12 protein-coding genes and 1 pseudogene are annotated in these 16,067 nt (G+C 47.7%); 4 read left to right on the top strand and 9 right to left on the bottom strand.

Translation table 11 applies throughout. From position 1 onward, the window contains the following. Positions 1-3: 3 nt before the first annotated feature. Both AC3WQ3_RS07570 and AC3WQ3_RS07575 read right to left on the bottom strand, forming a co-directional pair. Positions 4-669: a bifunctional 2-keto-4-hydroxyglutarate aldolase/2-keto-3-deoxy-6-phosphogluconate aldolase gene (locus tag AC3WQ3_RS07570; protein WP_336780285.1), complete on the bottom strand. Its 666-nt coding sequence runs from the start codon at positions 667-669 to the stop codon at positions 4-6. 87 nt (positions 670-756) lie between these two features. Continuing rightward, entirely contained in the window at positions 757-1,722 is a 966-nt protein-coding gene (locus tag AC3WQ3_RS07575) for a sugar kinase (protein ID WP_492471900.1), read from the bottom strand. Positions 1,723-1,944: 222 nt separating this feature from the next. On the opposite strand from AC3WQ3_RS07575, the gene AC3WQ3_RS07580 reads away from it, so the two are divergent. The 3 genes and pseudogenes from AC3WQ3_RS07580 to ilvD all read left to right on the top strand — a co-directional run bounded on the left by AC3WQ3_RS07580 (position 1,945) and on the right by ilvD (position 5,355). Then, positions 1,945-2,985, top strand: coding sequence for an acyltransferase family protein (locus AC3WQ3_RS07580; RefSeq protein ID WP_492471901.1), 1,041 nt, complete (start codon positions 1,945-1,947; stop codon positions 2,983-2,985). A 121-nt stretch (positions 2,986-3,106) separates the two neighbouring features. Next, a pseudogene (locus AC3WQ3_RS07585) lies at positions 3,107-3,349 on the top strand (KGG domain-containing protein); the annotation flags it as partial. Positions 3,350-3,669: 320 nt separating this feature from the next. Further along, on the top strand, positions 3,670-5,355 hold the full coding sequence (gene ilvD, locus AC3WQ3_RS07590) for a dihydroxy-acid dehydratase (RefSeq protein ID WP_095289529.1): 1,686 nt from the start codon (positions 3,670-3,672) through the stop codon (positions 5,353-5,355). 149 nt (positions 5,356-5,504) lie between these two features. Here the strand turns inward: ilvD and AC3WQ3_RS07595 are convergent, their stop codons facing one another. Continuing rightward, complete coding sequence (locus tag AC3WQ3_RS07595) at positions 5,505-6,935, bottom strand: polysaccharide deacetylase family protein (protein WP_492471902.1); 1,431 nt, start codon at positions 6,933-6,935, stop codon at positions 5,505-5,507. Between the two features lie 171 nt (positions 6,936-7,106). On the opposite strand from AC3WQ3_RS07595, the gene AC3WQ3_RS07600 reads away from it, so the two are divergent. Then, complete coding sequence (locus tag AC3WQ3_RS07600) at positions 7,107-8,303, top strand: AI-2E family transporter (protein WP_492471927.1); 1,197 nt, start codon at positions 7,107-7,109, stop codon at positions 8,301-8,303. Here AC3WQ3_RS07600 and AC3WQ3_RS07605 read toward each other — a convergent pair. The 6 genes from AC3WQ3_RS07605 to mltG all read right to left on the bottom strand — a co-directional run bounded on the left by AC3WQ3_RS07605 (position 8,282) and on the right by mltG (position 16,023). Next, positions 8,282-10,090 carry a peptidoglycan D,D-transpeptidase FtsI family protein gene (locus AC3WQ3_RS07605; protein ID WP_492471903.1) on the bottom strand — a complete coding sequence of 603 codons (1,809 nt, stop codon included), beginning with the start codon at positions 10,088-10,090 and terminating at the stop codon, positions 8,282-8,284. The genes AC3WQ3_RS07600 and AC3WQ3_RS07605 overlap by 22 nt on opposite strands. Positions 10,091-10,221: 131 nt before the next feature. After that, a complete protein-coding gene (locus AC3WQ3_RS07610) occupies positions 10,222-12,195 on the bottom strand; it encodes a methyl-accepting chemotaxis protein (RefSeq protein WP_492471904.1) in 1,974 nt (657 codons plus the stop codon). Positions 12,196-12,316: 121 nt separating this feature from the next. Beyond that, entirely contained in the window at positions 12,317-12,466 is a 150-nt protein-coding gene (locus AC3WQ3_RS07615) for a hypothetical protein (RefSeq protein ID WP_492471905.1), read from the bottom strand. Between the two features lie 225 nt (positions 12,467-12,691). Then, positions 12,692-14,020 (bottom strand): peptidase U32 family protein, encoded by a 1,329-nt coding sequence (locus AC3WQ3_RS07620; protein WP_095289526.1) that lies wholly within the window; start codon positions 14,018-14,020, stop codon positions 12,692-12,694. A 17-nt stretch (positions 14,021-14,037) separates the two neighbouring features. Beyond that, positions 14,038-14,967 carry a U32 family peptidase gene (locus tag AC3WQ3_RS07625; RefSeq protein WP_154896072.1) on the bottom strand — a complete coding sequence of 310 codons (930 nt, stop codon included), beginning with the start codon at positions 14,965-14,967 and terminating at the stop codon, positions 14,038-14,040. Positions 14,968-14,982: 15 nt separating this feature from the next. Beyond that, entirely contained in the window at positions 14,983-16,023 is a 1,041-nt protein-coding gene (mltG, locus tag AC3WQ3_RS07630; protein WP_336780279.1) for an endolytic transglycosylase MltG, read from the bottom strand. Between the last annotated feature and the right edge of the window lie 44 nt (positions 16,024-16,067).

The following is a 16,067-nucleotide window of genomic DNA, read 5'->3' on the forward strand; positions in this document are numbered from 1 at the left end:
CCTCTATTCCGCTTTCGCCTTACGGTAAGCATCCATATATTGTTCCGCCTTGCGGCGAACATGACTTAAATCCCCTGTTTTCATCGCTTCGGAAGTCAGGTCGGACCCGATCCCCACAGCTACGGCTCCTCCCTTGATCCAATCGCCCAGATTGGACAAGGATACCCCGCCGGTCGGCATAAAATTCGCTTGAGGCATAGGCCCCTTCATTGTCTTGATAATGGATGGATCATACAGATTGCCTGGGAACAGCTTCACGATGTCCACACCAAGCTCAAGCGCACGTTGAACATCGGCAATGGTCATCACGCCAGGTAGGATCGGAATTCGATAGAGATTGCAGATCTTTACGGTATCCGGATTCAGCGATGGTCCGACAACAAACTCAGCACCTGACATGATTGCAGCTCTTGCTGTCTGGGGCTCAAGCACTGTTCCTGCTCCTATTATGGCAAACTTTTCGGGATCCTGTGTGTTCCAATGGTAGACACGGCTCAGTTTCTCGATGGCTTTGAGTGCACTGGGAACCGTCATCGTAATCTCAATCACTTTGATACCACCGGCGATGGCTTGCTCAGCCATGGCAATGACCTGATCGGCAGAGTCGGCCCGAAGTACGGCGACTACCCCGTTATCCGTTATTTTTTGCAGCAGCTGAAGCTTCTTCATTTCATTCTCTCCCTTATCAATGTGGTTGTTTATTACAAGCCTTACAATTGAAGAACGAAGATGAGACTTACATGATATCAGCAGCGACTAGCGCTCAACATGGGTTACGTTGTTCAGCTTGGCCTCGACTTGCTCCCACGTCGGAAGCGCCTCCCAATCACCAACGGCCTGTATAACCATGGAGCCAGTTAAGTTCCCGAGCCGGGTAGCCTCCTGCGGAGAGTATCCCTTGAGCAGGCCTGATAGGAAACCTGCACAAAATCCATCTCCCGCGCCAACCGTATCCAGCACATGATCCGCCTTGAAGTACGGAACTTCCGTTAGGGTACCATTCACCAATACATAGGTCAAATCCGGTCCACCTTTTACGATGGAGACGGCATTCAGAGCTGACAAACGTTCAAATATCTTCTGCTCATCCTGTTCGTTATACAGCAGCTTCATCTCGTCCAGGCCAGGCAAAAAGTAGTCAGCCTGCTCTGCCAGACGAAGCAAAACCGGACGAGCCTGCTCTACTGACCAGAGTTTAAGACGCAGATTCGGATCAAAACTTACTTTTACACCAGCCTGTTTGGCTATATGTATGGCAGCTTCTACCGTAGACAAACCCGAAGGGCTTATAGCGGCAGTAATACCTGTAACGTGCAAAATCTCAGCCCCGGCAATATAGTCCGGATCCAGATCATCCGGAGTCATCGCACTTGCAGCGGATAGTTTCCTATAATAATGTACAGAGGATTTCCCGGAAGCGTTCTCACGAATCATCAGACCTGTTGGTTCCGCGTCACTCAAGCGTGCTCTGGATACATCTACACCTTCACCACGAATCGCTTTTAAGATCATGGTGCCGAGGGGATCCTGACCCAAGCGCCCAAACCAACCACTTGTATGGCCCAGACGGGACACACCGATGGCCAGATTGCTCTCTGCGCCGCCAAACGACTTGTCCAATGAAGCCGCGTATTCAAGACCTCTTGTATCCTTGGCTGTCAGCAAACCCATACTTTCACCGAATGTAACAATCTCAGGACTTTGGCGGGTATTCGTTGACATCGTTTCTTAGCCTCCTTAAATTTACAATTCCTCATCTTCTTTTCCCATTGTCATCCTCTATGCAACCGTTGTCAATCCCGCTCGTTCATTTTGTTGTCACAGCTCCGGGAAAGGATAGCGCTTTCTATTGTGAATTATATCACAATGATTCCTTCATATCCGTATTACCCTTATGAAAGATACAGATGGCCTCGACCGTGAGGTCAACAGGAGGGTTACAACATGAACAACCGGACTGGAATCCGTGGTGATCAGGAATCATTTTTTTATAACTTGCGCTTTATGCTTATTGTCTGTGTACTCGTTGGAAATGCTCTTGAACCACTCATTACACGCTTTGCGGGAGCAGAGGCTCTGTTCCTGTGGATATATACATTTCATATGCCGTTATTCGTATGGGTTACCGGATATTTCGCCAGACATGCTCCCCAGGGTGCATCCGGACGCAAAGTACTTAAACAAATTGCGCTTCAGTACGTTTTGTTTCAATCGTTATATGCTCTAATGGATGTTACGGTGTTCCACACTCCGCACATGAAACTGTCCTTTTTTGCTCCTTATCTGTTGCTGTGGTTTCTGGCCAGTCACTTCTGCTGGAGGCTCCTGCTTAGAGCTACCTTATCGTGGAAGCCGATCTATCGGCTCATTGCCTCCATTCTACTGGGAGTAGTGGCGGGTTACTTGCCTGTGGACGGATTTTGGCTCAGCTTCAGCCGAACGTTTGTGTTTCTTCCTTTCTTCATGATCGGTTATGACTATGGGGCCTCCATTCGTTCTTATGTGCGAACAGGCTGGGGGCGTCATGCCGCCGCAATATTATCTGCTGGTCTTTTGATATGGATAGGTTTGGGTGGACTTCAGATCTCCACAGGGTGGTTAATGGGCAGCATGACTTATGCTGAACTCGGTCACCATGAGTGGTATGCCGGAATCTATCGTCTTGCAATTTATGCCCTCGAAATGATCTCGGGAGCTCTATTTCTGGCCTGGGTGCCTTCTCTTACATCCAGACTGACCGATATGGGACGGCGTACACTTTATGTATTTCTTCTGCATGGATTTCTCGTTCGCCTTATGATCTGGTCAGGCGTTTATAATTATATCGAAAGCGGATTATACATTCCTGTGATCGTTGCCATAGCCGTAATGTTTGCTGTACTATTGGCCCAGCCCGCAGTACGTCAGGCCTTTCGGCCCGTAATCGAACCGGATATCTCACGGTTTTCCCTGCATCGCCGTGAAATATTCAAACGTTCTGCATGAATGCTCATCTGCCCCTTGTTCATTACTCTCTATCGTAACGGCTTGTTTCAGGCTGGAAGCAACGTGGTAAGTAGGGATACGCGCTACAAAAAACAACTTATCCCTTAAGGAGTGATTTGTAATGGCACGTTCACAGGCAGCTGGACAAAAGATGAGTCGAGAGGAAGCAGGCCGATTGGGTGGCAGAGCCACCTCCAAAAATCATGACCGCAGCTTTTACCAAATGATAGGCAAAAAAGGTGGAGAAGCGACCTCTGATGCTCATGATTCCGATTTTTACAAGGAGATTGGACGCAAGGGTGGCGAAGCAACCTCCGAAACGCATACCAAAGAATTCTATCGTGAGATCGGACGCAAAGGTGGAAGCAACTAGCCTTTTACACCGAATCTTATCCGAATAATAACAAAACGTTATATTGCTGTTAAGAAAGCCGAACTCCATGAAAATGAGAGACGGCTTCTTTCTATTGATTGTAGAAATATGACGACGGTTGTGATAGACTCTATAAAAAACCGGGTTGTTCACGGGTTTAAAGCAGCAAAGAACTTCATAAACTACGGGAAGCTCGAAGCCGACCGAGTCGGTTATTTTTTAGAGTACGGATGAAATTAAACGACAGATGCACTGCCATTTATATTTCCATTCATGTTGCTCAATATTATATATTTGGGGGGAAATACACCATGTCAGCCAATAAGATGCGTTCCGATATGATCAAAAAGGGTTTTGACCGTGCACCACACCGGAGTCTGCTCCGCGCAGCGGGCGTTAAAGAAGAGGACTTCGGCAAGCCGTTTATCGCTGTATGTAACTCTTACATTGATATCGTGCCGGGCCACGTTCACCTGCAGGAATTCGGTAAAATCGTAAAGGATGCTATTCGTGAAGCGGGCGGCGTTCCATTCGAATTCAACACCATCGGAGTAGATGACGGAATTGCCATGGGACACATTGGTATGCGTTACTCGCTGCCAAGCCGTGATATTATCGCGGATTCCGTGGAAACGGTTGTATCAGCACACTGGTTCGACGGCATGGTCTGTATCCCGAACTGTGACAAAATCACACCAGGCATGATGATGGGTGCACTCCGCTGCAATATCCCAACGGTATTTGTAAGTGGTGGCCCAATGAAAGCAGGTCGTGACAGCAATGGTAAGGCCCTGTCCCTGACTTCCGTATTTGAAGGCGTAGGTGCATTCCAGGCTGGTAAAATCGACGATAAGAGCTTGCTCGAGCTTGAACAGTTCGGTTGCCCAACTTGCGGTTCTTGCTCCGGTATGTTCACAGCAAACTCAATGAACTGTCTGGCTGAAGCGATGGGACTGGCTATGCCAGGTAACGGTACCATTTTGGCTGTAGCTCCTGAGCGTCGTGAATTTGTTAAACAATCCGCGAAACAATTGATGGAACTCATCAAACTGGATCTGAAACCACGCGATATCGTTACGGTTGAAGCGATCGACAACGCCTTCGCACTGGATATGGCTATGGGTGGTTCAACCAACACTGTACTGCACACTTTGGCTCTCGCTCATGAAGCAGGCATCGATTATCCAATCGAGCGCATCAATGAAGTGGCTAACCGTGTACCTCACCTGGCGAAGCTTGCACCTGCATCCGACCTGCACATCGAAGATGTACACAATGCCGGCGGCGTAAGTGCAGTTCTAAACGAATTGCTGAAGAAACCAGGCGCGATCCACGCGGATTGTATTACCGTAACAGGTAAAACGATCCGTGAGAACGTAGAGGGACAAGAGATTCAGGATACGAATGTTATCCACAAGCTGGATAACCCGCATTCCGAAAGAGGTGGCCTTGCCGTATTGTTTGGTAACCTTGCACCGGAAGGCGCGATTATCAAAGTCGGTGCGGTTGATGCTTCGGTTGGCGGTTACCACAAAGGACCTGCGATCTGCTTCGATTCACAGGAAGAGGCACTCGAAGGCATCGCGAACGGCAAAGTAAAAGAAGGACACGTTGTCGTTATCCGTTACGAAGGACCAAAAGGCGGACCAGGTATGCCTGAGATGCTTGCTCCAACTTCCCAGATCGTAGGTATGGGTCTTGGTGCCAAAGTCGGTCTGATCACAGACGGACGTTTCTCTGGTGCATCCCGCGGTATCAGTATCGGCCACATCTCTCCGGAAGCAGCAGAAGGCGGTCCAATCGCTTTTGTTGAAGAAGGAGATATCATTGAGCTGGATCTGAATAACCGCATTATCGAGCTGCACATCAGCGATGAAGAGTTCGAACGTCGCCGTGCTGGTTGGAAAGGCTTCGAGCCGAAAGTAAAAACTGGCTTGCTGGCTCGCTATTCCAAACTCGTTACCAACGCAAGTAACGGTGGGGTTTTGAAAATTTAATCCCTTGCAATTTTTCAATTGTTTTACTATATGATGCAAAATACAAAATAAAAAGGGTTGCTCCTCTGCCAGTGATGGCAAGGGAGCAACCCTTTTTGCATTGATTTACATGCAATCGAATTAGATATGAATAATACCCTTCTAGTTTATTAAACCGTTGGTGTGTTGTTCAGCTCAGCACCGGCCAGTACATCCGCTTCACTCTCCACCAGATCTGTTTGCATCTGTTCCGTTGTTGCAGCTACAAGGGCATGTTGTCCGTAACGCTCCATTAATACACCAAGCGGCATGGCAATCATTTTCGGAACCAATTGCTCGGATCGCTGTTTCAAACGCTTGGTTCCTGAAGGATGAATTACACTCAGCAATAGTTTGAGATACACCTTGGAAGCCGAACTGAAAGGTCCAGGCGGCAGATCCTTAACGGTAAATCCGAATTTCTCAGGTCCCCGATTAATCATACTTACACCGTACACTGCTTTGGCAGAACGGAGTTCAGGTTCCGATGCAATCTGCCGAGCCAGATCGGGAAGCTGCTGTTCCATAGCCCGAATCATACGGATGGCCAGATGCATACTGGAGCGCGAGGTCATCCCGAGCTCGAATAATTTTTTATTATCAAAATGAAGTTCAATAACCGGGTCGCCGTTTCGGATGACTTGCCCCTCGCTCATTTCAACCAACGCACCGTGATATACACGGGATCGATAATGAAGCATCGGGTCTTCCGGCGAAGCTGTCCGCAGATGGTATACCCAGTGGAACAGCTTCTCCCAGCCAAGCCATAAAGCAACCACAATTCGTTTCCATGGAGATAATACGGTCTGAGCTGGAGCTGGACTCGTTTTTTGAGATTCACTCACGGTAATGCCTCCTCCCATCAAGGTATCGATGCGTACACTTTGCAATCCCTGCCGCTCGGCCTCTTGCAGTACCACTTCCAAGGCCTGGAGCATCTGTTCAGGTGCATGTGCGTCAGCCCCAAGCGTGGTACCCCGGTCATGCAGCAGCATGACTTCTCCGCCTCTGAGCTCTTTCAACATGCGTTCTGTCAGTTTCTTCGCTCCGACACGACTTCTCCAATCCTCGAACATCGAAGACCACAGAACAATCTGGCGATCCTTTCTGCTGAAAAAATCAAACAGGTTCATGATCCCCCAAGGCGGACGGTAAAAACAGGTTCTTACCCCCGTGACCTCCTCTATAATCTGGCCTGTTCGCTGTATCTGATTTTTAACCGTACGCGGCCGCATTAACCAGTTTGTTTTGTGGATGTAGTTATGGATTCCAATCAGATGTCCTTGCTCATGAATGTGCTGGATAAGTTCCGGGTGACTGGCCGCATGCTCCCCAACCACAAAAAAAGTCGCCTTGGCATCGTATTGCTTCAGCAATCGGAGCAACCTTGGCGTATATATTGGATCGGGACCATCATCGAAAGTTAACGCAAACTGTGTATCGCTTTTCCCACGCCTGAACACGCGCAACCCAAAGAGTCTGCTGATCAAACTAGGAATAAAGGCGTAAAAAGATGAAATGTACAATGCCCATAAAAATAGGCTCTGAAGTAAATTTGTCATGCTCTGATTCCCCACTTCTCTTGCTGAATGACTGCTCCCATCCAAGTACTATGGAAAATAAATCGCCTTTAATTTTATCATAATTTAAACTTTTCTTGAATCCTGTTTTCCAAAAAACAAGTCAATCGTGTACAATAAATGGAATGAATGACGGATGAAGGAGCCCTGCCCATGTTACCCCTCTATAGAAAATATGGACGTACTGTTTTTGACATCGCTTTACTTGTGTTAACTGTATATTTGGTCATGTATGGCTTTAGCCGATTGTATCAAATAGCTGCACCTGTGTTTCTTTCATTTATCGTATACTGGATGATTGAACCACTGGCCCGTTTTTTGCATCGCCGAGGACTGCCCAAAACACTGGGAGCGGCGATATCCGTTTTGCTATTTCTTGCACTGATTGTTGCTGCCTTTTTTGGCGTGGGTCTGATTATCATTTCTCAAATATCCAATCTGCAGGATAATTTCCCTCGATACGTGGAGCTGCTGCAGAGCGAGTTCACCAATCTCGCCTACTTTCTTCAGGACAAGTGGAACGCACTTCCTCCGGGTATTATTGAGAAAATAAATGATTATTTTGCAACACTTACCGGTTTCCTATCCAGCTGGGTGACCAGTGGCGCACAATTCATTATTGGATTTCTCAGTTCATTCTCATCATTTATCACAAACTTTGGGATTGCAATTATTCTTGCCTTCTTTCTCAGTATCGAGATTGAATCCTGGCGCAAGTTTGCCCGTGCCAAGACACCGAAAACATTGAAGCTCGCTATGGCATTTATGCGCAACCATGTCTTCAAAACCATTCGTTCGTACTTGAAGGCACAGATGATCATGATGCTGATTACCTTTGTATTGATCTATGTCGGACTGCTCATTCTTGGAACCAATAATGCCTTTACGATCGCTGCAGTCTGTGCGGTATTTGATCTCGTGCCTCTTCTGGGGGTTCCGGTTATATTTATCCCATGGATTGTCTATCTGATTATCATAGGGAACAGCAGCTTGGCCATTGGTCTAGTCGTCGTTCTCGTGATTACAATGCTGACACGCCAGCTGCTTGAACCGAAAATATCCGGCAATTCGATCGGAGTGTCTTCCGCATACCTGATGCTTTCATTTATGCTGATCTCACTCTCCATATTCGGCATTGCCGGAGTTGTACTATCTCCAGTACTGCTGATTTTGCTAAAGGAACTGCTGCAGCAGGGCTATTTACAGCGGTGGATTCATCTGCCCAAGGATGAATTCGATTCTTCTCCATTAGTCATGGATACACCTGTGGGTGAATCCGCGGGCGTGAACACGGAAGCATCTGCCGAACCTTCAACACAGACTGCAGATCAGGAAGATTCGGCCAAGTAATCCATCACCCGGCGAAAGAGTTCTGTAGCCTGGTGGTGTCCGCCTGGTGCTACATTCTGGACCAAAACAGCAACTGCATATCGAGGCTGTTCTACCGGGCCATACCCGATAAACCATTGATGATTGAGTTTCCGTTCTTTCTGCTCCACCTGGGCGGTACCTGACTTCCCTGCAACGTGCCACCGTGCATGCTGCAGGGTTTTTCCGGTTCCATCCGTTACAACCTTACGCATCCATCTCAGAAGCTGATGAGAGGTTGCGGGAGAGATCTGACCGGCTTCCGAAGGCGAGTACTGCGTGGGCATTTCAAGCATCCCATCACCATCAGCATATCGGATATTCTGAACAAGCCGCGGCGCGTGAACACGGCCATCATGAAGCAGGGTCACAATCAGATTCGCCGCCTGTAACGGAGATACGCGGGTATCTCGCTGACCAATGGCTGTCTGTACCCGGGCTCCTTCATCCTCTGAGGAGACTGTTGTTGTACGTACACGCCCTGCATCTTCGTGATCAAAATGACGCAGCACCGGCATTCCGGCCACATCCTTCTTCTCCCAGCCGATCGTCCGTGCCAAGCCCAAAGCATCGGCAGTTCGCTCCAACTGCTCCATACTGAGACGGCGGGCTGTTTCGGCAAAAACAATATTACAGGACTCAGCGAAGCCCTGTTCCAGCTTCAGATCACCATGTCCATGTTCTTTCCAGCAGGATAACCCATACTTTCCCCATTCTCCGCCACAATGAAAGGTTTCTTTGGTTGAAACAGCTTGTGATTCCAGAGCTGCTGCCGCCGTAACCATTTTGAATATCGATCCAGGTACAGCACTCTGCACAGCCCGATTCGCCCAGGAGGAGTTGGCCGGATCCACATGCAGCGGATCGTAAAATGGAACTGAGACCATTGCGCGTACATCTGCATTTGCCGTATCCAATACAACGATCGCCCCCTCTTCCATACCCGCTTCCTCTGCAATCTGTTCTACTCCTTGCTGTATGTCCGAGTCGACTGTGGTCTCTACCTTTAGAGGATAGTGACTATTTCTCGGGGCGATCACCCTTGGTTCAAATTCGGGAATAACCTCTCCTGTGCCAGTAACCATTCGAGTCAGCAGGGTTGGCCCCACGCCCATCAATAGGGGATCCAGTGTCCTTTCCAGTCCAGCTGCACCCGACTTTAGCGCAAAAGGTTGTTTCACTTCATCTGTATGATGATCTCTCACGCTCAGAACTTCAGGTTGTTCAGCCAGGTAACCTAACCATTGCCTTCCTGTACGTCTCTCGTCATAACGTGACATCACGGGGTATACGCTGGCTCCATCTCCTTCGAATTCCTGAAGTTTTGCCAATTGGGCCTTGTCCAATACCATGGGTTGATGCGTGCCTGCTGTCCAGAAATGAGGAGCATCTCCCTGCTCCCACTCTTTCATTAGGTGTGTTGTATCCGTATGCAGTATGGCTGCCAGCCGCTTCAATCTGACGTTTGTTGTATTCATCAGGGATTGGACATGCCTATGTCCAGAGTGCGGAAAAAGCACAACTCCCCACTGCAGGCTTCCTGTCAGTGATTTTCCCTTACGGTCTGTGATTTGTCCTCGGCCTGAATCAAGCATAACGCCCCGTTCACGCTGCAAAACAGACATCTCACGAACCGTTCGCTGGAATCCCGGCATGATTCGATTCACCTGAACCATCTGAACCCACCCGAGACGAAGGATAAGGATTGCAAAAATGACGGTCAGGAAGACACAACCAATATATATTCTTCTTTCTAGTTGTACACGCATGCTTCCTTATCCCCTTCTTCTTTTTTCTGCATAGTATGCTTCTTCCTAGCTGGAATTATCCGGAAAACAGAAACAAACCTGCTCCAGAAAAGGAACAGGTTTGTTGAAGATTTCACGTTTTTTGTATTTGATTATACCGTAAAGCGTGACAGTGTATTTTTCAGTTCAGTGGATACATTCTCCAGCTTATCGGACAAGTTCACCAACTGGTTGCTGATATTCTGCTGCTCGCTGCTCAAGGAAGCCACTTCTTCAGAGGTTGCAGAGGATTCCTCGGCGACTGCGCTTACATTACTCATCGCCTCAGACAATGTACCTTGAGACTTGCTCAGATCCCCGATGGAGTCCGTCACCATGCCCAGCTTCTCTACAAATGCCCCCATCTGCTCTTGAACCGAAGCAAAGATCACATTGGTGTCTTTAACGGCATCCATTTGCTCCCGGAATAAAGGATTGACATTGGACAATGCGGTCACCGTTTCGTTCATCTCATGCATGATTTTATCGGTAATCTCGCCCACCATGTCAATGGACTGTCTGGATTGCTCGGCGAGTTGACGAACCTCACCAGCAACAACCATGAATCCGCGTCCGGCTGCACCAGCACGTGCCGCTTCAATGGTGGCATTCAGTGACAGAATATTCGTCTGTTTCGTAATATTTTGGAGCACATCCAGAACCTTCAGAACGGAAGATGTACTCTCTTTCAGGGAGTCCACCTTGTTCACCAGAGCACCGATCATCTCTTCGGTCTTCTGTGTCTTCGTCATTAACTGATTCAAGTGCTGCGTTCCTGTCTCACTGGACTGCTCGACATGACGGGCGGATTGCCCCATCTCCTCGTTCGCGGCAACAACACTCTGCATCTGACGTGAGATATTATCGGTTAACTCATTACCACGCTCGGCTTCCGTAGCCAGGCTGCTTGCACCACCTGCAATCTCTTCCGTGGCTACTGCGATCTCCGATGCAGAAATAGCTGTCTTCTTGGATGCATTGCTTAGCTCGGAAGCGGTATCCAGCACCTCCTGTGCAGAACGATTCGTTTGCTCAACCAACTTCGTGATCTGTTCCATCATCAGATTGAAGGCTGCTGACAATTGACCAATTTCATCTTTGGAGGTAAACGGTGTACGCACCTTCAGATTTCCTTTGGCCCCTTCCTGCATGAGGTCTTTCAATCTGCCCAGCGGACGGGCAATCATGCGAACCATCCATACGCCAATCAATACTGCAATGGCTGCATCGACCAATGCCATCCATAAGGTTAGCGTCAAAATGCCTTTGGCATCCTTAACCAGCATTGAGGTAGGTACCATTCCAATCAACTTCCAATCCGACGTTTCCATCGTGCTGTAAACGACAAGCATATCGGTAGATTTGCCATCAACCGCATACTCTGCATTGGTACTGCCTGTCTGTTCAGTCAACTCACCATAAAAAGCGAGTTCTGTCTCCTTACCTGTGCGGTCAGCAATCGTAGAGGCTACAACCTTTTTATCCGGAGCAATGAGCTGAATTACAGCTCCCTCTCCCAGATTAAGCGATTTCAACTGTTCCTCCAAAACTTCCAGTTTCAACTCAATCACCAAGACATATGATTGGTTTGTGCCCTGCAGGTTTTTCATGGAACGGGCAATTCGGAACGTTGGCGCACTTCCGTCTTCTTTAATTTCTGTTGGAAGCCAGCGATATCCGCCGGACTGTACAATCTCGTTATACCAAGCCTCGCTGCGAATATTACCCATTGAAGCACTGCTGCTGCCCGTTCCCATGGTAGACTTGTTTTCATCCGTGGGTACCAGATAAATCGCTTCCATAGATTTATTTGTAAAAGCAACGTTTGATAGCTGTTTATTGATGGAGCTTGAATTGATAAACATATCATACGCTGTCAGATCCTTATTAGACATGTTTTGCAACAAGGATTGCATTTCCGGATCAAAGAAGATCTGGGTTGACGTATCCACAAAACGCTCCAGAATGATATCCATTTTTTCTTTGGTTTGATCGATCGTTTCCTGGTTTGCCCGGGAGGCATTTTCCTCAATGGTGTTTTTGGCTTTCGAGTAGGATAATAGACCCAAACTAATAACAAAAATCATAATCCCCGCAAAAAAGATTAAGAATAGTTTGACTCCTACCGATTTAACCGGGTTTGCCTTCCTGATCTGAGTTAACGTTGTCCCTCCCATCTTATTCCACTGGATCTTTTTCCAATCCAGCTTAAATGGCTTCTTGTTCGATGGTTTTTCCGTCTTGCTTTTGAAGAAGCTCAATTTCTGAAACTTTTGCTCTCTCGGTTTTTTTTCCTTCACTGGTTTCTTCACCTTTTCCCCACTGTCCTTCTGCTTCTTTTGAACCAATCCCATTCACCTGCCATTTTGCTAGTTGTTTTTCTTTCTCTCCCCTATAATTATGTAATATTCGACAGTTTTCCCCTTTCCCCTTTTGTTTTTAAAAAATATTTTGCAACTTTTTTCCTATTTTTCTATAAAAAAAAGCCCCCCATATACCGATATACGGAGGGCTAAATCGTTAGATTCATAACAACATATTGTTAATTCATAACACAATTTTGTTGTTGATAGGCCATTTAACCTATTTCTTTTTTCTCATCATATCAAAATAAGATACAGGCTGGTCTACTTTCATTTTGATCAACTGCAATGGGTGTCTTGCTGCGTCCAGTACATTGCCTTCTTCATCCTGAATTTCACCTACAACCTGTTTGAAAAAGGTGCCGTTTGGACCGAAAAATTCGATCTCTTGTCCAGGCTTGAAATGATTCCGCTGCTGAATGGTGGCCATTCCTGTAGCTGCATCATAGTCCATAACCAATCCGGCGAAGTCATAAGGAACTGCTTTTTCTTCCGGCTCGTAAATGTGATCCTCATGGTCCGGTGTATCGTAGAAAAATCCGGTGTTTAACGGACGGTTGGCAGCCTTATTCATCTCTTCGACCCATTCCGGCTTCAACACATAGTTTTCCGGATCAGCCATGTAAGCATCGATCGCTTGACGATATACGTTCACGACAGTAGCCACATAGTGAATGGACTTCATACGACCCTCAATTTTAAAGCTGTCCACACCCACATCAATCAACTCGGGGATATGGCCGATCATGCACAGATCTTTCGATCCCATGGAGAACGAATTATCCTGTTCCTGGAACAGGGGCAGCTGGTTCTCACCCAGCTTGAAAGGTGCCGGGGCCTGCATCTGCATTTCTTCTTCGCTTACCCACACCGCGTCTTCTCTGGCATCCTCAAACAAATCATACTTCCAGCGGCAGGATTGGCAGCAGCCCCCCCGGTTGGAATCCCGATCTGTAAAGTGATTGGAGAGTACACAGCGTCCCGAATAGGAGGAACACATTGCCCCATGAATGAACGCTTCAATCTCGATATCGACATTTGCCTTGATCTCTTCGATCTCCTCGAAGCTGGTTTCACGCCCCAGAACCACACGCGGGAGCCCCTCGTCTTTCCAGAACTTCACGGCTTGCCAGTTCAGTGTAGATTGCTGCGTACTTAGGTGTACCTCAAGGCCGGGTACAGCACGCTGAGCGACTTCAATAATCGCCGGGTCCGCCACGATCACGGCTGCGATGCCCGCATTGTACAGGTTTTGCAAATACGCCTCAATGCCTTCAATGTCTTCATTGTGTGCATAGATATTGGTAGCCACAAATACTTTGGCACCGTATTTACTCGCAAATTCCACACCTTCACGCATTTCCTCAAAGCTGAAGTTGTCTGCATTGGAACGAAGTCCATAGGCCTGTCCGCCAATATACACAGCGTCTGCCCCATAATGAATTGCAAATTTGAGTTTTTCCAGATTACCCGCCGGAGCTAGAAGCTCCGGTTTGTCCAGACGGTTACGTTTACCCGAGAACTTCCGCTGTACCGCCACTGTTTCCATTTCGTTCACCTCGTCTATTAATACACCTGTTCTTTGTAGAAAAAGCCAAATGACAGCTCCCGTTCAGGATCCTGCAGTTGGCGGACCTCATCCAGCCACTCATCCGAAAAAGCATATGCATCCGCATCTGCTGCATAACAATCAATAGCCCTCCGGTATGCCCGGACAACAGCCTCATTGTAAACCAGCGGTTTGAGAATACCTTCAATCTTGAAGCTATGAACACCTGCCTCCATCAACAGATGAAGATCCTCCAAAATGCAAATATCTTCAGAGCTCATGATGTGCGTACCGTTAACATCTTCATAAATCGGGAATTTCTCATCTCGGCGTTCTGCCTCAATCAGAAATAGCCCGCGCTCTTTACCAAGGTGCCCCTCTACCGGGCGCCCCTGATGAGCCATATAACTTTGGACCAGACTGCGTTTGGAATGATAAATATTCGTCATGCCATGCACCTGGACCTGAGCTTCAACTTTTAGAAAAGGAACCATCTCTGTCAGCTCATCCATATTCAGCTCTCTGGCGAGTACAACACGACTGGCACCTTTGTTGCCCCAATAGTTGGCCGTTGCGTAGTTCGTTGAAGTCATCTCCGCATTCCAGTGCAGCTGAATATGGGGAGCATACTCCTTAATCGCAGCCAGCACGGATGGATCGTTAAATTCCACGGCATGAACCCCAATGCTGCCCAGAGCCTGAACATACTCAGGGAGCTCCTTCAACAGCTCGTTGGACATCAAGTTATTCATGGATACATAGACACGAGCCTGATGTTTGGCAGCAAGGGCAACCACTTCGGCTGTCTCTTCCACAGTGAAACTGCCGGGTAAACGCATGCCGAAGCGATCATCCCCAATTAACAAGGCATCTGCTCCGGCCTGGAGCAGTACTTCTGCTTCATTTACATTCGCTGCCGTAACTAGCAGTTCATGTTTCTTACTCATATACATCCCCTCCGCTTATTGCGCAGCCTTACTTTTGGCTATATTTTGCTGATGTTCCTTATACGTTTTGGCAAACAGGTGCTCGGATGAACCATCCTTCTTCGTAACATAGAACAGGTAGTCTGAAGCTTCCGGTGCCAGAGCGGCCTCAATGGATTCCAAACTCGGGCTTGCAATTGGCCCTGGCGGCAGTCCCTTGTTGAGATACGAGTTGTATGGACTCTGAACCTTCAAGTCTTTGAACAATAATCGTGCCTTGGGCTTGTCCAGCAAATATTGAACGGTCGCATCGATCTCCAGCTTCATGTCCTGCTTGATCCGGTTATCAATCACGCCTGCAACCAGAGCACGTTCCTCATCCACCACAACTTCTCGCTCCACAAGGGAAGCGATCGTAAGCAGCTCATGCAAAGAGAGATTGCGGGCTTTCAGTTTGGAATCCAGATCCGGTATGGTATTGATTTTGGTCTGAAATTCTTCAAGCATTCGCTGCATGACGTCATGGGTGGAGCTGTCCTTTTTGAGCTCATAGGTTTCAGGGAACAAGTATCCCTCCAAGGCGTAACGAAGTTCTTCATCCACCGGAATATCCTTAATGATATCGACATCGAAGGAAGACGGATCATTCGCCAGCTTGATGAATTCTTCACGATCTACGACACCTTCTGCAGACAATTTATCCGCCATTTGCAGCACGGTATATCCTTCAGGAATCGTAAATTTCACCATTTCTTCGGGTACTACTTCACCGCTGTTTAACTTGCTAATAATCTCATCGTATGACACGCCAGGATTCATCGAATATGTACCTGCCATAAAACTCGATCCTTGGTTCTTCCACTTCAAATACCCTTTAAAAGCTAGACCACTTCGAATCAGTCCCTCTTGCTCAAGCTGATCCGCAATTTGTGATGTTCCAGATCCGCTTTTGATCTCGAATACAACCGGTTCTGCTGAATCCGAAACAGGTCGCATCATGTTCCAGACTGCAGCACCTGCCCCTCCGACCACAATTACAAGGATAAGCAGAATGACTAATATGACTTTCCCTTTCAAAAAAGACACAACTCCTTTACACAACCAAAAAGAGCGGACTTCTC

The sequence above is a fragment of the Paenibacillus sp. FW104-T2 genome (assembly GCF_058789975.1).